Genomic DNA, 20,193 nt, shown 5'->3' with positions numbered 1-20,193 from the left:
TTTATTATATAATAAGAATGCAATGTGTATTTTCGTAACTATATGTTTTTTGCTCTTTTTCTGGCTTATACCTATTTCTTTATATGCAGATAATGAGATTCATCTGACATTGATACCTCCTGCTATTGTAACGAATCAAGTTGATCTTGATATTCGTGGAGGAGTTGTAAATAAGAGCAGTCAAGAGCAAATGTATATTGTTTCATTGTATTGGAATAAAGAAGATGATGAACATCTGATATGTCGTTCTACTTTCAAACTTTTGCCCGGTCAGTCAAAGACTGTTTGTTCTATTGTAGATACAGAAAAGAGGATAGGCCAAAATCGAGTAATCTTTAAGGTTAAAAGTCAAAATAAGCTATATAGGAAAGTTAAGGATATTGAAATTTGTAAGTCCGATATTCGTTCTACTCAGAGACTTTCTGGTGCTTGGACTGGCATCTATCACTGGAGTGAGACTGAGGGAAAATATTGGAACAAAAAACTTCAGGAAATGACGGATAGCCATTGGGGCGAGATGGTGAGAGCCATGGATAAGTTGAATATGAATATTATCGTTATTCAGGAGGTTTTTCGCAATGAAGAATATGCAGGCAAACATTCTGTAAATGTCACAAATTATACTGGTAAAGCCTTTTATCCTTCAAATCTGTATCCGGGACGGATGGATATCAAGGCTGATGATCCTATTGAGGCTATATTGACAGAGGCAGATAGGAGAAATATGAATGTATTTCTAGGAATTGGCATGTTTGCTTGGTTTGATTTTACTACTGAATCTCTAGAATGGCATAAACGAGTGGCTAAAGAGCTTTGGGAAAAGTATGGACATCACGAGTCCTTTTATGGGTTTTATATTTCGGAAGAGAGTGGAGGAGGGCTAGATAATTGGGAAAAGAGTCCGTTGATGAGAAAGAAGAGGAAGGAGGATATTGTAACCTTCTTTAAAGAGTTTAAGGCCTACTGTAATACTTTTGCACCAGGGAAACCTATGATGCTGGCTACCAATAGTTTTGATATTCCTAATGGAATGGATACTTATCCGGACTTATTGAAGCATCTGGATATATTATGTCCATTTGGATTTGCTAGAATGCCTAAAGAAGATTTAAAAGGACTTGAAGCTGCAAATTTATTACAAAAAGTATGTGATGAAGCGAAAGCTCATTTATGGTTTGATTTGGAGGCTTTTTTATTCAACCAGGATAATTCATTATATCCTCGGCCTATAGATGGAATCATTCAAGACTTAAATCAATTTGAGAATTTTGAAACTATTTTGTGTTATCAGTTTCCTGGTGTATTTAATGATCCGGAAATGTCTGTCTGTATAGGTGAAAAAGAGACAATTGATTTGTTTAACGGATACTTGGACTATTTGAACGAACAAAAAAAAGAAGGTAAAGACAAGATTGTTTCCGAAGTAAAGCCAATTACCGGTACATGGATAAATCTAGCTTATCAGGATGTACGTAATAAATATACCAATCTGCAATATTTTGACAATACTGACCCTGGAATATGGGAACAGAAGGTGAAGGAATTATCAGATATGGGGATGGAATATTTAGTTTTTATGGCAGTAGCTAATGAAGGGGAAGCCTATTATCCTTCAAAACTAATGCCGTGGGCGTATTCTGAGAATAGAAAAAGCCCGGTGGATGCCATTATGGATGCGGCAGCTCGACTAGGCATGAAGGTTTTTATGAGTATTGGCTGGGCTAAAGACCAGGATGATAATTTACGCGATCCGGTGATTCAGCAAAGGCAATTGGATATGATGAAGGAGTTGGCGTCCATATATAGGACACATAAAGCGCTTTATGGATGGTATTTACCGGTTGAGGATTGCTTGTGTCCTATACTTTCTGAGCATGCTGTGAATGCGGTCAATGCTTTGGCAGAGCAGGCGCGTAGATTGACTCCGAATAAGAAAATTCTGATTTCTCCTTATGGCATGGTCAATTCTGATTTTGATGATCCGGAATATGAAAGGCGGTTGTCTAGGCTAAAGGTAGATGTCATAACCTATCAAGATGAAGTGGGATGTGTGAGGGAAAAGTTTCCTTTGGTCCGCTTGAAGGAAAACTGGCAAAAGCTGCGGACTATTCATGATAAACTGAATATTGCCTTATGGGCGAACTGTGAAACGTTTACGTGGGAAGATGAGCTTAACGACCGCACTTCTGCTTTGATTCCGGCTGCCTATTCACGCTTACTTTCTCAGCAAGCAGCAGCATCGGCAGCGGGAGTGGAGAATATTGTTTCTTTCATGTTTTGTGGCATCATTGAGAATCCGATGTCATCTTTTCAGTTAGGACAACCTATTTGGTCCAATTGTACTTTTCAGAACTATATGGATTGGAAGCGGGGTACGAGATATTGGAAATTGCTTGAAGCTTCTTTCCTTGATAAATTGGCTAATGGTGCGACACCTGAGATGATAAGGGACGAAAAGACTCCATCGGCATTATTGGATGGCTTGATTGCTGAGGAAAATACCGGAGACAGTTGTTGGATAATCTTTAATAAGGGATATCATGAGCTGCAGGTTGATTTGCAAAAGGAAATGGAGCTCCATGACGTTTTACTGCGTATGTTAAATTATAGGCCGGGAGGTATTAGACTGCCCTCGAAAGTCTATTTATATGCTTCACTAGATGGAGACTCGTATCGTTTATTATCTATTAAAGACACTCCTTCCTTCCAGAATGCCAAGCATGATGCCTGGATTGACGGAGTCTTGTTTGAAGGTATAGATGTCAATACCCGCTATCTCAAAGTTGCTTTTGAGGCAGATACGCCGGTGTATATGGATGAATTATTTGTTAATCCAGTAATCAGATAATAGGAAAGCCTCCCGATATTTTAGTGCATATTGGGAGGCCTTCTTTATTATCTCTATTTTTTTATCAGTCGAACAGACTCTTGAACTTCTTGAATATTTTCTCCTTAATCGAAGTATTTGGCTTGAAGTTATCCGATTCTTCCATCTCCTCCAGCGCCTTCTTCTCATCCTTGTTCAGCGTTTCGGGTACGTATACGCTGACATTTACCAGCAAATCTCCCGTGCCGTATCCGTTCACGTTGGGTAAACCTTTGCCGCGCAGGCGGAGCACTTTTCCCGGTTGCGTACCTGAGTCAATTTTTACTTTCACCTTTCCATCAATCGTGGGAATTTCTACCGCACCACCCAAGGCGGCTGTCGGGAAGCTGAGGAGCAGGTTGTAAATCAAGTCGTTTTCGTCGCGTATCAGGTTCGGGTCTTGTTCTTCCTCTACAAGAATCAGCAGGTCTCCCGGCACGCCGTTGTGCTTGCCTGCGTTTCCTTTTCCTCCCATAGAGAGTTGCATACCTTCTGCAACGCCTTTCGGAATTTTTACGGTTACTACTTCTTCACCGTATACAATGCCTTCACCGGCACACTCCTTACACTTGTTCTTGATGATTTTGCCCTCACCGCCACACGTCGGGCAGGTGGTTCTTGTCTGCATGGTGCCGAGTATGGTTTGCTGGTTACGGATTACCGTGCCGCTGCCGTTACAAGTCGGGCAGGTCTCTGAACCACCGTCACCTTCGGCTCCCGTACCATGACAGTGGGTACAAGGCACGTATTTCTTCAGTTTGAATTTCTTTTCCACGCCGGTAGAGATTTCCTTGAGGTTCAGTTTCACCTTGACACGCAGGTCCGAACCACGGTAACGGCGTTGTTGTTGTGCTCCACCGCCTCCGCCGAAACCTCCAAAACCGCCGAAACCTCCACTGTGTCCGCCAAAGATGTCACCGAACATGGAGAAGATGTCGTCCATGGACATGCCTCCACTGAAGCCGCCGAACGGACCACCATTACCGGCGGCACCACCCAGTCCGGCATGACCGAACTGATCGTAGCGGGCACGCTTGTCCGGATTGCTTAGTACGTCGTATGCTTCTGCCGCTTCCTTGAATTTCTCTTCGGCTGTTTTGTCGCCCGGATTCTTGTCCGGATGATATTGGATGGCTTTCTTGCGATAGGCTTTCTTTATTTCTTCTACCGTTGCTGTCTTTTCGACTTCCAATACTTCGTAGTAATCTCTTTTTTCCATACAGTTTTATGTTATTCTCCGACTACCACTTTGGCATGACGGATCACTTTGTCGTTTAGGATGTAACCGGTTTGTACACAGTCCAGAATTTTGCCTTTCAGTGCTTCATTGGGTGCCGGAATCACGGCGATGGCTTCGTGATAGTCTGTATCGAGCGGTTGTTCCTTTGTTTCTATCACCTTAACGCCGTTTTGTCCCAATACAGACATGAACTTGTTGTAGATAAGTTCAACGCCTTCTTTTACGGCGGCTACGTCGGTGGCTGTTTCCATGTTTTTGAGGGCGCGTTCAAAGTCATCCACGATGGGGAGAATACTGCTGATACTCTTTTCACCACCGTTCAGGATAAGTTCTGCCTTCTCCTTCATGGTGCGTTTGCGGTAATTGTCAAACTCGGCAGACAAGCGCAGGTATTTGTCCTTCTGCTCTTCAATCTGTTCATTGGCCTTTTCCAGTTCCTGGGCGAGCTTTTCTTCTTCTGTCAGGGGAGCTTCGTTTTCTTGTGAAGTTTCTTGTCCGACAGTTTCTTCGTCACATTCGTTAGGAGTAGCTTGAGTTTTCAGCTCCTCTTCCTGGTTGTTTTCTTTTTCTTTCGGATTCATATTGTTATGCTTATTATTCTTGTAAAATGATTTAGCTTTCATTGCTGTTAAGGGTTTAAGTTAATACGATATTAGTGCTCCAGCAAAAACTTTGCCAAAACGGATATTTTTGCCGAAAACGCTGCAAAGGTAATACTTTTATGTCAGATTGACAGCGCTTCTCTGTGTCTATTCATGGAAAAATAACTATCTTTGCACTCGCAATTCGCAGACTAATAGGTATTAAATAGTAAATTGTAAATAAATAAATCGTAAATATAAAGATGATTACAGTCTCTAATGTCTCAGTACAGTTTGGTAAAAGAGTGTTGTTCAATGACGTAAACCTGAAGTTTACAAGTGGTAACTGTTATGGTATCATCGGTGCCAACGGCGCCGGAAAATCTACTTTCCTGAAAACGATTTCCGGGGAGCTGGACCCTACGACGGGCTCCATCATGCTGGCTCCGGGAGAGCGTCTTTCCGTTTTGAGCCAGGACCACTTTAAGTGGGATGCTTTTACGGTGATGGACACGGTGATGATGGGACACACGGTGCTGTGGGACATCATGAAGCAGCGTGAAGTGCTGTATGCCAAAGAGGATTTCACAGACGAGGATGGACTGAAGGTTTCCGAATTGGAAGAGAAATTTGCCGAGCTGGACGGCTGGAATGCCGAAAGCGATGCCGCCGCCTTGCTGAGTGGCTTGGGTATCAAGGAAGACAAGCATTATCTGCTGATGGGTGAGTTGAACAACAAGGAAAAGGTGCGTGTCATGCTGGCGCAGGCTCTCTATGGAAATCCTGATAACTTGCTGCTGGACGAGCCTACCAATGACTTGGATATGGAGACCGTGACTTGGCTGGAAGATTACTTGTCAAACTTTGAGCATACGGTGCTGGTGGTGAGCCACGACCGTCACTTCCTCGATTCCGTTTGTACGCATACGGTGGACATCGACTACGGAAAGATTAACCTCTTTGCCGGTAACTATAGCTTCTGGTATGAGTCCAGCCAGCTGGCGCTCCGTCAGCAGCAGAACCAGAAGGCAAAGGCCGAGGAGAAGAAGAAAGAGCTGGAAGAGTTTATCCGCCGATTCAGTGCCAATGTGGCAAAGAGCAAGCAGACTACCAGCCGCAAGAAGATGTTGGAGAAACTGAATGTAGAAGAAATCAAGCCGTCATCACGTAAGTATCCGGGCATCATCTTTACGCCCGAACGCGAACCGGGTAATCAGATTCTGGAAGTTTCCGGTTTGACGAAAACGCTGGAAGATGGTACGGTGCTGTTCCGCGACGTCAACTTCAACGTAGAGAAGGGAGACAAGATTGTATTCCTTTCGCACGACCCGCGTGCCATGACCGCCCTGTTCGAGATTATCAACGAGAATATGAAACCGGATGCAGGTACTTTCAACTGGGGTGTGACTATTACCACCGCTTACCTGCCGCTGGACAATACTGCATTCTTTAATACAGACCTGAATCTGGTGGACTGGTTGAGCCAGTTCGGTGAAGGCAATGAAGTCTATATGAAGAGCTTCCTGGGACGTATGCTGTTCTCCGGCGAGGAGGTACTGAAGAAAGCAAGCGTATTGTCGGGAGGTGAGAAGATGCGTTGCATGATTGCACGTATGCAGCTGCGCAATGCCAATTGCTTGATTCTGGATACACCTACCAATCACCTCGACTTGGAGTCTATCCAGGCATTCAACAATAATCTAAAGACCTATAAAGGCAATATCCTTTTCTCATCCCACGACCACGAGTTCATTCAGACGGTTGCCAACCGTATCATCGAATTGACTCCGAACGGTATTATCGACAAGATGATGGAGTATGACGAATACATCACTTCAGACCACATCAAGGAGTTGCGTGCACGTATGTACGCAACAAAGTGATAACGGAAGCTAAGGACTAAATAAGCATATTTTAAATCGTTCCATCATGAGGAAAAAATCGTTCCACCATGGTGGAACGATTTTTTCACCACGGTGGAACAATATTTCTGCCATGATGGAACGATTCTTCTTTCATATCTTTTTTGTTTAATAAAGGCTTGTGCGATATTGAAAAAAAGAAGAAGGTGTGTTAGAATGATTTTTAGCTATCATTCTGACACACCTTCTTTTGCTATTAAAAGAGTCTCTTTGTTCTTATTAAGGCGGGGAATAGTCTGAGTTATTGTTTCTCCTTATATATAATTTTGCCTTGGCTTTCGCCGAAAAGGTTGTCGCCTAACGTGGTAATCTTATTCCCCGTGGCAAGCACATAGCGCAGGTTGTCGCATCCCATAAATGCTCCGTACTCAATGGCGGTTACACTGGCAGGAAGCACCAGCGTGCCGCACAAACGGCCGCAGCCACTGAATGCACGCTGTCCGATGCTTCTAAGCTCTTGCGGGAGCCGTACGTTCAGCAGATACTTCTTTTGGGTGAAAGTATAGTCGGGAATTGCAGTGGCATTACTGTTGGTCATGTCGATGGAAACCAGATTGGGCATATAGTCGCGTATCAATGTGAAGTCGGCTTCGTCCATTTTTCCTTCAACGGTCAGAAAGTTAACGTCTTTGGGCTGAAATCCGGCTCTTAACAGTTCGCTGGCAAGGCTGCCCATTTTACCAATCTGCACATTTACTGTCAGTGGTTCTCCTTCAATGAATGCAAAGGTCTCCCATTTCTTTTTGGTACGATAGGAGTCACTGCATCCCAATGGAACAAATATGGCTGTAACGCTATCGGCCAATGCTTCGGACAACAGATTGGGAGCCGTTTTCTTCCGTATCTGGCATATCTTGAGATTTTTGCATCCCTTAAAGGCAGCATCTTCGATGTTCTTGGTCTTGTCGGAAAGGATAATCCTGGTCAGTGTCTCCTTGCCGATGAAGGTACTGTCGTCCATTTGCTTGCAGAAGGCATATGCCGGAATGCAATTGGCAGGATATACATAAAAACGGTTTGGATAAGTCCCGTTCTTGCCTGCATACATGCTGATGGAGGCATTGGAAATGTCCAGCAGTTGCAGGTTTTTGAATTCATCCCGTAGATGCCTGAAATCTACGGCATTCAGCTTGCCCTGCAGGGTCAGTTGGGTGATTTCATTGGCTTCCGCTTCTGTCATCAGTTCCACCAGGGTGCCAGGTTTGGCCACGTAGTATCTTTTGGATTTTTGTGCCGAGGCATTCAGCATTAACGCCAGTCCGGCAACGGCTAAAAGTATTTTTCTTAGTTTCATGTTTGTCGATTCCAGATTGATTTTTCAAATATAAGAAGAAACCGGCAGGAATACATGAAGTTTTTTCTTTTTATTATTATTTTTGTCGGATATTAATCAAAATGAGATACAAATGGAGACGGAAGAAACGGTGAAGGAAGAGTGTGTTGCTATGAGTAAAACAAAACGTATTTGGCTGGCATTCGTTGATATAGTACTGTTTACTGTACTTTTTATGATTTTTCTGTTTTTGTTTGCCATACCTTTTGCGATTGCTTTCCCTGAGTTGAAGACACAAGCTGGTGGGATGAGCGTCTATTTAATGATGTTGAATGAAGTCTTGATGTTGGCCAGTGGGCTTATTGCCGCTTGTATGGTGCTGGGCTTCAGGAAGCTTCCTTTTTCGAGCTTGGGCTTGTCTTTGAAGGGATGGGGCAGAAGCCTGCTGAACGGAGCTTTGTTTGTCGTGTTCTTGTATGTAGTTGGTTTTGGCTTGTCTTTATTGTTGGGGGCTGTGGAAGTGGCAGGGGTCTTGTTTTCTCCCATTTCGTTGTTGTCGAGTCTTTTGCTTTATTTTTTAGTGGCAGTTACGGAAGAAGTTATTGGACGCGGTTTCATTTTAGGGCGTATGCTGGATGGAGGCGTCAATAAGTTTGTGGCATTGCTTATCTCTGCGGTGTTATTTTCGTTGATGCATCTTTTCAATCCCAGCTTTGCCTTCGTCCCGTTTTTGAATATCATGCTGGCGGGTTGTTTCTTGGGAGCTTCCTATATATACACGCGCAACCTCTGTTTCCCCATTGCCTTGCATTGGTTCTGGAACTGGATTCAAGGTTCTGTTTTGGGATATAAAGTCAGTGGAAATGAATTTAGCAATGAGAATCTGCTGATTCTTCACTTTCCGGAAGAAAATCTGATAAATGGAGGAACTTTCGGGTTCGAAGGCTCTATTCTGTGTTCACTACTTTTAGTGCTTGGTACAGTAATTATCTTAAGACACTATTATAAGGGATTAGTGATTAGGGATTAATGATTAATACGGAAACCATTAACCACTAACCATTAATCACTAATCATTAATCCCTTATCACTAATTCTGTTCCACTCCTTTCATTGTCAGCTGTATGCGTTTCCGGTCCATATCTATGCTGAGTACCTTTACGCGTATATGCTGGTGAATGGACACTACTTCATTAGGGTCTGATATGAATCTGTCGGCGAGTTGGGAGAGGTGTACTAGTCCGTTTTCCTTGATGCCTATATCGACAAATGCGCCGAAGTTGGTGATGTTTCCTACGATGCCGGGCAATTCCATGCCTTCGCGCAGGTCGTTGATGGTGCGCACGTTCTTGTCAAATTCAAATATCTTTATCGGTCCGCGTGGGTCACGTCCGGGCTTGTCCAGCTCTTGCAGGATGTCTTTCAGTGTCGGCATGCCCACGGTGGGGGAGAGGTAGCGTTCGGGATTAATCTTCAGACGCAGCTCCCGGCTGGCTATCAGCTCGGCTACGCTGCAACCCAAGTCCTTTGCCATTTGTTCTACGATACAATAGCTTTCCGGGTGTACGGCAGTATTGTCCAGCGGATTCTTTGCCTGCGGAATGCGTAGGAAGCCGGCACATTGCTCAAACGCCTTGGCACCCATACGAGGTACTTTCATCAGTTCCTTGCGCGAGGTGAAGGCACCGTTTTCGGCGCGATAGTTCACAATGTTCTGTGCCAGTTGCGGACCCAATCCCGAGATGTAGGTCAGTAGATGGCTGCTTGCGGTGTTCAGGTTGACACCTACCAAGTTTACACAGTTTTCTACGGTCTGGTCCAGTGATTTTTTCAGCTTGGTTTGGTCCACATCATGCTGGTATTGCCCCACACCAATAGATTTCGGGTCAATCTTTACCAACTCTGCCAGCGGGTCCATCAGTCGTCTGCCTATGGACACAGCACCGCGTACGGTGACGTCGTAGTCGGGAAACTCGTCCCGTGCAATTTTAGAGGCCGAATAGATGGAAGCTCCCTGCTCGCTGACGATGAATATCTGTATGTCGCGGTTGAAGCGCTGATGTTTCAAGAACTCCTCCGTCTCGCGGCTGGCAGTTCCGTTACCTATGGCTACGGCATCTATCTTATAAGACTCTATCATCATTTGCAGCTTGGCAAATGCCTCTTTCTGCTTGCTGACCGGAGGGTGGGGGTAGATGTTCTCATTGTGGAGCAGATTTCCTTGTGCATCGAGGCACACAACTTTACAACCCGTACGAAATCCGGGGTCTATACCCATCACACGCTTTTGCCCCAGTGGTGAAGCCAGCAACAACTGACGGAGGTTTTCGGCAAATACCTTGATGGCTTCCTCATCAGCACGTTCCTTACTTTGCGTGGCGAATTCCGTCTCTATGGATGGCTTCAATAGGCGTTTGTAGGAATCCTGCACGGCTTCCGCCACTTGCTGTCCGCAGGGGTTGTTGCTCCGCACGAATTGGCGTTCCAGCCGTTCCACGCACTCCTCATCGTCTGGGCTGATGCTGACTTTCAGCAGGCCTTCCGCTTCGGCACGCCGGATGGCGAGCAGGCGGTGGGAGCTGCATCGCTTCAACGATTCGGAGCAATCGAAGTAGTCGCGGTATTTGGTCGCTTCCTCTTCTTTGCCTTTCACCACCTTGGCGGTCAGTGTGCCTTGGCGGGCAAATGCGTTGCGCACGCTGTTTCGGGCACGTTCGTCTTCGCTAACATGCTCGGCTATGATGTCACGGGCACCTTTCAGTGCATCTTCCACGTTCTTCACGTCTCCTTTCACGTAACTGGCGGCGCGTTCCTCCGGATGAGGTTCACGTTGCAGCATCAGCAAGGTGGCGAGGGGTTCCAGTCCTTTTTGGCGAGCTGCTTCGGCACGTGTTTTCCGTTTGGGCTTGTAGGGGAGGTAGATGTCCTCCAGTAGGGTATTGTCCCAAGTCTCCTCGATACGTTTCTGAAGTTCGGTGGTCAGTTTACCTTGTTCCTGTATGGTGTTCAGGATGGTTTCTTTACGTTTGGCGGTTTCGTTCAGTTTCTCATATTGCGTCTGGATAGCTTCAATCTGCACTTCGTCCAGTCCTCCCGTTGCTTCCTTGCGGTAACGGCTGATGAAAGGGATTGTCGCTCCGTCTTCCAGCAGGCCGAGGGTCTGGCTTATTTGTCTTTCTGATATGCCGAGAGCGGCAGATATCATTCGATGAAAATCTTGTATCATTTTGTATCTCATTTTATAATAGGTGCCAAAAGTACAAAAAAACAATTGTTGTTTTTTCTTTAGGTTCCAACTTTTATCTATATTTGTCAAAGCTATGGAGCAATTAAACGAATCAATCAATTGAAACACATATATCGTACAATATTACCATGCATGGTAGCGCTTTTCTGTTGCCTTTTGCCCGCTTTTTCTATTACGGGAGAGCATCCGGTACTGATTATCAGTTCCTATAATCCGGATGCCGGCCGTACTTCCGGCAACATCTCCGACTTTATGGAGGAGTTCCAACGCCTGGGCGGGACAAACACCATCGCATTGGAGAACATGAACTGCAAGAGTTTTTCCGAATCCCCTCTTTGGGAGAGGAGAATGGCTGAGCTGTTGGCTAAATATCAAGGTGATAAAAGTCCGGCGCTGATTGTACTTATAGGGCAGGAAGCCTGGGCTGCCTATCTTTCTCTGGAAGACTCCATATGCGGCAATACTCCGGTAGTGAGTGCACTGTCCAGCCGGAACGCCATATTGCTGCCGGGTGATACCGTTGACCTGAAGACCTGGATGCCCGAATCCGTCGACTTCTTCACGGATTTCCCCAGTTCGCCTATCAAGGCTGGCTTCGTTTATGAGTATGATGTGGAGGCCAACATCAATATGATAAAGCAGATGTATCCCGGCACCAAGAATATCGCTTTTGTCTCAGACAACAGTTATGGCGGCGTTGCCATGCAAGCCTATGTAGTGAAGGAGATGCAGAAGTTTCCGGAACTCAACCTGATTCTGCTGGACGGACGCGTCCATACCATATATACCATTTGTGACAGATTGCATGAGTTACCGGAAAATACAGCTATATTGATGGGGACATGGCGTGTGGACATGAACGATGGTTACTTCATGCGGAATGCAACCTACGCCATGATGGAAGCAGCTCCCACTTTGCCCACTTTCTCGCTCAGTTCCGTAGGCTTGGGATATTGGGCTGTGGCAGGTGTCGTTCCTGCCTACCGTGCTTTGGGCAAGGAGATGGCAAGACAGTCCTACCGCCTGCTGACCACCCCTCAGGATAGTGAGACCCATATGGAAATCATTCCGAATGAGACCATACTGGACGGTAAACTTGTGAAGGAAAAGAAACTGAATATCACCGGCCTTCCGCAGCCGGTAAAGATGCTGAACGTAACCCCTTCTTTCTACGAACAGTACAAGTATCATATCTGGTCTGTCGGTGCTGTTCTGTTGGTGCTGTTGGGCGGTTTGTTCGTTTCCCTTTACTTTTATTATCATACAAAGAAGTTGAAGGATGAACTGGAGGTATCCGAGGGTGCCTTGCGCGAAGCAAAAGACCGTGCCGAAGAATCCAGCCGTCTGAAGAGTGCTTTCCTTGCCAATATGAGCCACGAAATCCGTACTCCATTGAATGCGATTGTGGGCTTCTCGGACGTGCTGTCTGCCGGAGGAGCCTCGGAAGAAGAACAGCGTGGCTATTTCGAGATTATTAGGACCAACTCTGATTTGCTGCTTCGGTTGATTAATGACATATTGGATGTGTCCCGTTTGGAGGCCGACCGCGTCATCCTTTCTTTGGAGAGCTGCAATGTTGTGCAGATATGCCAGCAGGTAGTAGCTTCCGTGGCCCAGGCACGAAGGTCGACCAATCAATTTCTGTTTGACTGCAATCGTGAGGCGGTGGAAATGCGGACGGATGTGCAGCGTCTACAGCAGGTTGTGATAAATCTGCTTTCCAATGCGGACAAGTTTACGAAGGAAGGCACGATAACCTTGAAGCTGGAACTGGATACGGCAGGGAATGCAGCAGTGTTTTCGGTGACCGACACCGGTTGCGGTATTCCTTTGGACAAACAGAAACGGGTGTTCGAGCGTTTCGAAAAACTGAACGAATATGTGCAGGGAACCGGTTTGGGCTTGTCCATCTGTAAGCTGACCGTCGAGAAGTGGGGCGGCGAGATTTGGATAGATCCTGCCTATACGGATGGAGCGCGGTTTATGTTTACCCATCCTATGAACTTATAAGAACCGACAAGAAATAAGGAAATATAATGAAAAGATTTAGTTGTTTTTTTATCTGGATTTTTGTCCTGACAAGCATACTGCCTGCGCAGGAAAGAGAGGTGAAACTGAAAGTCGTACAGACCAGTGATATACACGGAAACTACTATCCCTACGACTTTATACGCCGCCGGGAGGCAACCGGCAGTCTGGCACGTGTGCATGCTTTGGTGCAAAAGGAACGTGTGGCTTATGGCGAAAACCTGATTCTTTTGGACAATGGCGACATTCTGCAGGGACAGCCCACAGCCTATTATTATAATTACATAGATACCGTTGCCCCTCATCTGGCAGCGGAGATGATGAATTTCATGGGGTATAATGCCGGCAATATGGGTAACCATGACGTAGAGACCGGCCGTACCGTTTTCGACCGTTGGGCAGGTGACTGCCGTTTTCCGATATTGGGTGCCAATATTGTGGATACTGCTACCGGAGAAACCCATTTCAAACCCTATGAGGTGCTGGAACGTGACGGAGTGAAAATTGTGGTTCTCGGTATGATAACTCCTGCCATCCCCGTATGGCTTTCAGAGAATCTGTGGAAAGGGCTGCGTTTCGACGATATGGAGGAGACTGCCCGCAAATGGATGAAGATTATCCGTGAGCAGGAAAAGCCTGATTTGGTTATCGGTATGTTCCATGCCGGCCAGGATGCCCAGCTGATGGGAGGCAAGTATCGCGAAAACGCTTCGGTGGAAGTGGCGTGCAACGTGCCGGGATTCGATATTGTCCTGATGGGGCACGACCATGCGCGCGAATGCAAGAGGGTGTGCAACATAGCCGGTGACTCGGTACTGGTGATGGACCCTGCCAGCAACGGTGTCGTTGTGAGTAATGTGGATATAACCTTGAAACTGCGTGATGGTAAAGTTATAGACAAGAAGATAGACGGCATACTGTCCGATACGCAAGACTACGGCGTCAGCGAAGAGTTCATGCAACGCTTTGCCCCCGAAAATGAAGCTGTGCAGAATTTTGTTTCCAAGAAGATAGGTTCCTTTACCGAGACCATCTCCACACGTCCTGCCTATTTCGGCTCTTCCGCTTTTATAGACCTTATTCATGAGTTGCAGTTGGCAATCAGCGGAGCGGATATTTCTTTTGCGGCTCCTTTGTCCTATGATACGGAAATCCGTAAAGGAGACATTTTTGTGAACGATATGTTCAATCTGTATAAGTACGAAAATATGCTTTACACCATGCGTCTGACGGGGAAGGAGATACGCGATGCCTTGGAGATGTCGTATGATTTGTGGACCAATCGGATGAAGTCTCCGGACGACCATATCCTTCTCTTCCGTGAGAAGCGCCGCGAAGGTGCTACGGACAGGGCCTCATTCAAGAATTTCAGCTTCAACTTCGATTCTGCGGCGGGTATTATCTACACGGTGGATGTGACCAAGCCGGATGGCGAGAAGGTAGCCATTCTCAGTATGGCAGACGGTACCCCGTTCGATATGGACAAAATGTATAAGGTAGCGGTGAATTCTTATCGCGGAAACGGTGGCGGCGAATTGCTGACAAAGGGGTCCGGCATCTCGCAGGATGAACTGAAAGAACGCATCATCCACTCTACGGACAAGGACTTACGCTATTATCTGATGCAGTACATTGAGCAGAAGAAAGTGATTGAGCCGCGTGCGCTGAATCAGTGGAAGTTCATTCCCGAAGAATGGGCGGCTCCGGCTTCCAAGCGTGATTATGAGTTCTTGTTTGGCAAAGTTAAAGAATAATTCACTATCTTTGCGGCTCAGAATCTATAGTATAAGTTTTTGGACGTGAAGCAGAAGAAAAAAATTATAGGCGCATTGAGCTTGCTGGTACTGTTTATTATGTACCAGGCAAGCATCACCGCGTTCACTCACGTCCATTATGTGAATGGGGTGATGATAACGCACTCGCACCCTTTTCATGGCACACACTCTCACTCCCAGACTTCCCTTCTGGTCATCGGGCATTTGTCGGCATTCTGCTCTTCCGGGGTGGATGTGTATGAGGTTCAGCACCCGATGCGTCCTTTGCTGGCCATGCTCAGAGCCAAACCGGCAACACCTACTGTTAAGGGGGAAGTGATACGTACCCTTTCCCTTCGCGCTCCTCCCGCTCTTTTTTCATAGTCATTAGGTTTAAAAACGCCTGGATTTTTTGTATGTAGATACCAGGCATTTTAGTCTCGAAGTCCGGCATTTCAGTGAACGAAGTGCGGCATCTCGGATGATTATCTTTTTTCAGACTTGAATTATTTTTTTTATTTAGAGCGCTAATTTGATGAAACAATACATTTTGGCGTTGGTACTTGCAGTGGTAAGTGCCAGCGTAGCTTTTGCCGTAAATCCTATAAAAGAAGGCAATATGATTTCCGGCCATGTGATAGTGAAAGGTACGGAGGAAAATATACCGTATGCCACGGTTTTGATTATCGGCAGTGGTCAGGGAACGGTTTCCAATGAAGAAGGACAATTTGAGTTCCGCAAGCTTCCGGCGGGAAAATACAAGCTCCGTGTGTCGGCAGTGGGCTACAAGACCCAAGAGAAGGAGGTGACGGTGAGCAAGGACTTTACTGCCGTCATACATTTCCCGATGGAAGAGGAGAGTTTCATGACCGATGAAGTGGTGGTATCCGCCAACCGCAACGAGGTAAGCCGCAAGGCAGCTCCGGTAGTTGTAAATGTGATGAGTACCAAATTGTTCGAGATGGTCAACTCCACCGACCTTGCCAAGACACTGAACTACCAGTCGGGCTTGCGTGTGGAGAACAACTGCCAGAACTGTGGTTTCCCCCAGGTGCGCATCAATGGCTTGGAAGGTCCGTATTCGCAGATATTGATAAACAGCCGTCCCATCATCAGTGCATTGAGCGGTGTGTACGGATTGGAGCAAATCCCCGTGAACATGATTGAACGGGTAGAAGTGGTGCGTGGCGGAGGCTCTGCCTTGTTTGGCGCCAATGCTGTGGGAGGAACTATCAATATTATAACCAAAGACCCCATCAACAATTCCTTTCAGGTATCGAGCATGTTCTCCAATATGGACGGCAAGTCCTGGGAGCAATATATGGGTGGCAATGTGTCGCTGGTTGCCAAAGATAACTCTTACGGCATTGCCTTTTATGAGAGTTACCGCAACCGCAACCCCTACGACCGCGATGGCGATGGCTTTTCCGAACTGGGCAAGCTGAACATGAATACTTTCGGCTTCCGCGCCTATTACCGTCCTACGCATTTCAGCCGCATCAATCTGGAATACCATACCACCAACGAACTTCGTCGCGGAGGCAACAAATTCGATTTGCAGCCGCACGAGACGGACATCACCGAGCAGACCAAGCATATCATCAATAGCGGAGGCGTGAGCTATGATTTGTTCTGGAAAGAGTACAAGCATAAGATTTCGGCTTACACCTCCATCCAGCACACCGACCGCAACAGCTACTATGGTGCCCAAAAGAACATGAATGCCTACGGCAAGACGAAAGACCTGACCTGGGTTGCCGGCGGCATGTACATGGGCAATATGGACAACTGCTTCTTTGCCCCCGCCACCTTCACCGGCGGACTGGAATATCAGAACAACTCCCTGCACGACATCATGACCGGCTATCATCGTGACATGGAGCAGGATGTCCGCATTGCCAGCGCCTTCGTGCAGAATGAGTGGAAGATGAACGTACTGACCATGCTGGTCGGCGCCCGCCTGGACAAGCACAACCTGATAGACAAGCTTATTTTCAGCCCCCGCGTCAACCTGCTCTACAAGCCGACAGATGATTTTCAGGCACGCTTGACTTACTCTACCGGTTTCCGCGCTCCGCAGGCATACGATGAGGACTTGCACGTGACGGCAGTAGGCGGCAAGGGAGTCCAAATCAAACTCGCCGATAACCTGAGTGAAGAACGCTCCAACAGTTACAGCGGTTCGGTGGACTGGACTGCCCATCTGGGTCACTGGCAGGCAAACATCCTGGTGGAGGGTTTCTATACAGACCTGCGCCACGTCTTTGTGCTCGAAGATATCGGCAAGAACGAAGTAGGGGATGTCATCAAGGAGCGCCGCAACGGAAACGGCGCACGCGTATATGGTGCCAATCTGGATGCGAAGATTGCCCATGGCAAGGAGGCGCAGTTCCAGCTCGGCTTCACGGCGCAGCGCAGCCGCTATACCCATGAGGAAGCCTGGACGAAGGTGGACGGAGAAGACCTTACCACCAAGCGCATGCCCCGTACACCTGATTATTACGGGTACTTCACTTTCTCCTCCGCACCGGTAAAGAATTTTGATTTCTCTCTTTCCGGTACCTATACGGGAAAGATGATTGTTCCGCACTACGCACCGGAAGATGCTCCCGAGGGTGCCTTCTGTAATATCACTTCAGACCGCATGGAGCATACTCCCCAATTCCTGGACCTGAATGTGAAGTTAAACTATACTTTTGTGCTTCACGACCATATCAAGCTTCAGTTGAATACGGGTGTACAGAATATTTTCAACAGTTTCCAGAAAGACCTGGATAAAGGGGAATTCCGCGATGCGGGTTATTTCTACGGACCGACGCAGCCGAGAACCTTTTTTATCGGTTTCAAGATAATGAACTAAAAGTTTCTATTTAAGAATTTTTAGAGCTAAATTCCGCAAAATAGTCCTACATTTGTCGCCAAAGCACAAAAACCATGGATACTAAGAGAATACGGAATGTAGACATTTCCCAGATACATCATTTGCCGATGATTGATTTCATCGGCAATGATTTTGCTATTTTTAATGATATCAAGGACATGCCTTTGAGCTCTTATCCCACCCGTTTGAATGCTGCTTGCCTGACTGTCTGCTTGAAAGGGTGGTGCAAACTGGAACTCAACCTGCAGCAATGTGAAATGCGGGAAGGTATGTTGGGTATTATTCTTCCCGACCAGATTGTTCTGCAACGCGAGCGTTCCGATGATTTTTCCGGTCTTTTCATTGCCGTCTCAAGGGATTTTATGGATATGGTGATACCTACCATGCAACAGCTTTTCCCTATGTTTTTCATGATTAAGGAGCGGCCCTTCGTTCACATCACTCCGGAGGAATCCCAATCGTTTCAGGAGTATCACTCTTTTCTTTGGAGCAAGGTGAAGCTGAAAGACAATCCTTTCCGTAAGGAAATCACTCAGGGGTTGCTGTTGGCCCTTTTTTATGAGATATATAATATCTATCAAGGACATGTCATCCAGGAACGCATTCCCAAAAGCAGGAAGGAAGACTTGTTCGAGCGCTTTATCCGTGCTATTTCCGAGTCCTATAAGGAAGAGCGCAGTGTGTCCTACTATGCTGATAAGATGTTCCTCACTGCCAAGCACCTTTCCACCGTAGTGAAGGAAATCAGCGGAAAGACGGCGGGCGAATGGATTGACAGTCTCGTCGTTTTGGAAGCCAAAGCCTTGTTGAAGTCTTCCGAGCTGAGCATTCAGGAAATTGCAGACGAGCTGCACTTTGCCAACCAGTCGTTCTTTGGCAAGTATTTCAAGCATCACACTGGCATGTCACCTAAAGAATATCGCCGGCAATAGGTTCAATGTGACGGAATAATGTTTATTTTTGCGGTAAAGATTTACCCCCAAAATAAACTATCATGGAAAAAAGAGAAATTGACCTTACTGTTTCCTGCTATGGAAAGGTGAAAGGAGTGAAGTATGACGTTGTCATCCTACCTTGGGGAGCTACGGAGCCCCATAATCTGCATCTGCCTTATCTCACTGATTGTATTCTGCCGCATGATATTGCCGTAGATGCGGCTGCACTGGCTTTGCAGAATTCCGGTGTACGCTGTATGGTGATGCCTCCCGTACCTTTCGGTGCACACAATCCGGGGCAGCGCGAACTTCCGTTCTGCATCCATACCCGCTATTCCACCCAGCAGGCCATTCTGGAAGACATAGTTGCCTCCCTCTATGCACAAGGCATGCGTAAGCTGATTATTCTCAGCGGTCATGGCGGCAACAACTTCAAGGGAATGATTCGTGACCTGGCGTTTGTGTATCCCGATTTTCTGATTATCGCTGCCGACTGGTTCAGCATCGTCCCTCCCAAAGACTACTTTGAGGCTGTTGTCGACGACCATGCCGGCGAGTCTGAGACTTCCGTCATGATGCATTACCATCCCGAGCTGGTGAATTTGGATGAGGCCGGTGACGGGGAATCCAAACCGTTTGCCATTCCTTCCTTGAATGAAAAGGTTGGCTGGGCTCCTCGCCATTGGGATAAGGCTACAGTCGACAGCGGGGTAGGGAACCCCAAAAAAGCTTCTGCCGAGAAAGGAGAACGTTATATGAAACCGGTGGTGGAGAAGTTGTCGAAGCTCTTTACGGAAGTCGGTCAAGGAAGTCTGTATTGATGTACTTGGCTTCCGGCTATATATAAAAATAGGCAATAACCATTGTGGATATTGCCTATTTTTTTAGTGCACCCTAAAAACTAATCTCTTTACTCTTATAAAAACTAATCTTTCTCTATTTCGAGTACAAAATTAGAAGGTTTTTGCGGGTTATGAATTGACATAAGTCAAAAATCTCATTCGGATATTATTTTTTCAAACGTGCCCAAAAGCCCTTCTTTTTCTGCCGGACTGGTTCACTGTTTTCGCGAAACAGTTCTTCGTAGGTCAGCCCGTCATGCACCATGCGGTAGATGCTTCCCCAGTCAGGCAGTCCGCCCAGGTTGCGGTCATCGATAAAGAGATCGGCTTTTACTTTGCGTGAAAAACCGATGTGTGCGATGTCTTCTTCCGGATAGTCCCGGTTGACGGCATAGAATTCCACACCCCGTTCCCTGCACCATTCCACAGCTTCCTCCAGGAGTTTCCCTTCACGTACCGACCATAAAATCAGCCGGTGACGCTCGTTTATCAGCATCTTCAGCGTAGCGGTGGCAAAGGGAATTTCTTCTCCTATCTGGGGATAGCGGTGTTCTACAATGGTACCGTCAAAATCAACGGCTATGGTCATAAATGAATAGCTTTTATTGGTTTCAGACTGTGGAA

At 46.6% G+C, this 20,193-nt stretch carries 14 protein-coding genes; 9 read left to right on the top strand and 5 right to left on the bottom strand.

Features of this window, described 5'->3' with window-relative positions; all coding sequences use genetic code 11:
- Positions 1-22: 22 nt before the first annotated feature.
- Positions 23-2,848 carry a DUF4434 domain-containing protein gene (locus DXD65_RS21535; RefSeq protein ID WP_117887807.1) on the top strand — a complete coding sequence of 942 codons (2,826 nt, stop codon included), beginning with the start codon at positions 23-25 and terminating at the stop codon, positions 2,846-2,848.
- A gap of 64 nt (positions 2,849-2,912) precedes the next feature.
- On the opposite strand, the gene dnaJ is transcribed toward DXD65_RS21535, so the two are convergent.
- Positions 2,913-4,085 carry a molecular chaperone DnaJ gene (gene dnaJ, locus DXD65_RS16520; protein ID WP_035448062.1) on the bottom strand — a complete coding sequence of 391 codons (1,173 nt, stop codon included), beginning with the start codon at positions 4,083-4,085 and terminating at the stop codon, positions 2,913-2,915.
- Positions 4,086-4,096: 11 nt separating this feature from the next.
- A complete protein-coding gene (locus DXD65_RS16515; protein WP_005827933.1) occupies positions 4,097-4,729 on the bottom strand; it encodes a nucleotide exchange factor GrpE in 633 nt (210 codons plus the stop codon).
- A gap of 221 nt (positions 4,730-4,950) precedes the next feature.
- Between DXD65_RS16515 and DXD65_RS16510 the strand changes: the two genes are divergently transcribed.
- Complete coding sequence (locus tag DXD65_RS16510; RefSeq protein WP_057258978.1) at positions 4,951-6,570, top strand: ABC-F family ATP-binding cassette domain-containing protein; 1,620 nt, start codon at positions 4,951-4,953, stop codon at positions 6,568-6,570.
- A 280-nt stretch (positions 6,571-6,850) separates the two neighbouring features.
- On the opposite strand, the gene DXD65_RS16505 is transcribed toward DXD65_RS16510, so the two are convergent.
- Positions 6,851-7,903, bottom strand: a complete 1,053-nt coding sequence (locus DXD65_RS16505) for a leucine-rich repeat domain-containing protein (protein ID WP_009036854.1) — start codon at positions 7,901-7,903, stop codon at positions 6,851-6,853.
- Positions 7,904-8,015: 112 nt separating this feature from the next.
- Here DXD65_RS16505 and DXD65_RS16500 point away from each other — a divergent pair, with 112 nt between their 5' ends.
- Entirely contained in the window at positions 8,016-8,912 is an 897-nt protein-coding gene (locus DXD65_RS16500) for a CPBP family intramembrane glutamic endopeptidase (RefSeq protein WP_117887806.1), read from the top strand.
- Positions 8,913-8,972: 60 nt separating this feature from the next.
- On the opposite strand, the gene DXD65_RS16495 is transcribed toward DXD65_RS16500, so the two are convergent.
- Positions 8,973-11,108 (bottom strand): Tex family protein, encoded by a 2,136-nt coding sequence (locus DXD65_RS16495; protein WP_117887814.1) that lies wholly within the window; start codon positions 11,106-11,108, stop codon positions 8,973-8,975.
- A 153-nt stretch (positions 11,109-11,261) separates the two neighbouring features.
- Here DXD65_RS16495 and DXD65_RS16490 point away from each other — a divergent pair, with 153 nt between their 5' ends.
- The 6 genes from DXD65_RS16490 to DXD65_RS16465 all read left to right on the top strand — a co-directional run bounded on the left by DXD65_RS16490 (position 11,262) and on the right by DXD65_RS16465 (position 19,548).
- On the top strand, positions 11,262-13,139 hold the full coding sequence (locus DXD65_RS16490) for a sensor histidine kinase (protein ID WP_199670744.1): 1,878 nt from the start codon (positions 11,262-11,264) through the stop codon (positions 13,137-13,139).
- A 26-nt stretch (positions 13,140-13,165) separates the two neighbouring features.
- On the top strand, positions 13,166-14,911 hold the full coding sequence (locus DXD65_RS16485) for a bifunctional metallophosphatase/5'-nucleotidase (protein ID WP_117887804.1): 1,746 nt from the start codon (positions 13,166-13,168) through the stop codon (positions 14,909-14,911).
- A 45-nt stretch (positions 14,912-14,956) separates the two neighbouring features.
- On the top strand, positions 14,957-15,295 hold the full coding sequence (locus DXD65_RS16480) for a hypothetical protein (RefSeq protein WP_117887813.1): 339 nt from the start codon (positions 14,957-14,959) through the stop codon (positions 15,293-15,295).
- A 151-nt stretch (positions 15,296-15,446) separates the two neighbouring features.
- Complete coding sequence (locus DXD65_RS16475; protein WP_117887803.1) at positions 15,447-17,771, top strand: TonB-dependent receptor; 2,325 nt, start codon at positions 15,447-15,449, stop codon at positions 17,769-17,771.
- Between the two features lie 74 nt (positions 17,772-17,845).
- Positions 17,846-18,724, top strand: coding sequence for a helix-turn-helix domain-containing protein (locus DXD65_RS16470; RefSeq protein ID WP_005836102.1), 879 nt, complete (start codon positions 17,846-17,848; stop codon positions 18,722-18,724).
- 62 nt (positions 18,725-18,786) lie between these two features.
- Entirely contained in the window at positions 18,787-19,548 is a 762-nt protein-coding gene (locus DXD65_RS16465) for a creatininase family protein (protein WP_057281815.1), read from the top strand.
- A 187-nt stretch (positions 19,549-19,735) separates the two neighbouring features.
- Here DXD65_RS16465 and DXD65_RS16460 read toward each other — a convergent pair whose 3' ends face one another.
- On the bottom strand, positions 19,736-20,158 hold the full coding sequence (locus tag DXD65_RS16460; RefSeq protein WP_057281816.1) for a BT0820 family HAD-type phosphatase: 423 nt from the start codon (positions 20,156-20,158) through the stop codon (positions 19,736-19,738).
- Positions 20,159-20,193 lie beyond the last annotated feature (35 nt).

Origin of the sequence: Bacteroides sp. 4_1_36 (assembly GCF_003466325.1) — a bacterium.
GTDB classification, from domain to species: Bacteria; Bacteroidota; Bacteroidia; order Bacteroidales; family Bacteroidaceae; genus Bacteroides; species Bacteroides uniformis.
Note: the sequence above shows the minus strand (reverse complement) of the source record. Positions and strands in the feature narration are given on the sequence as shown.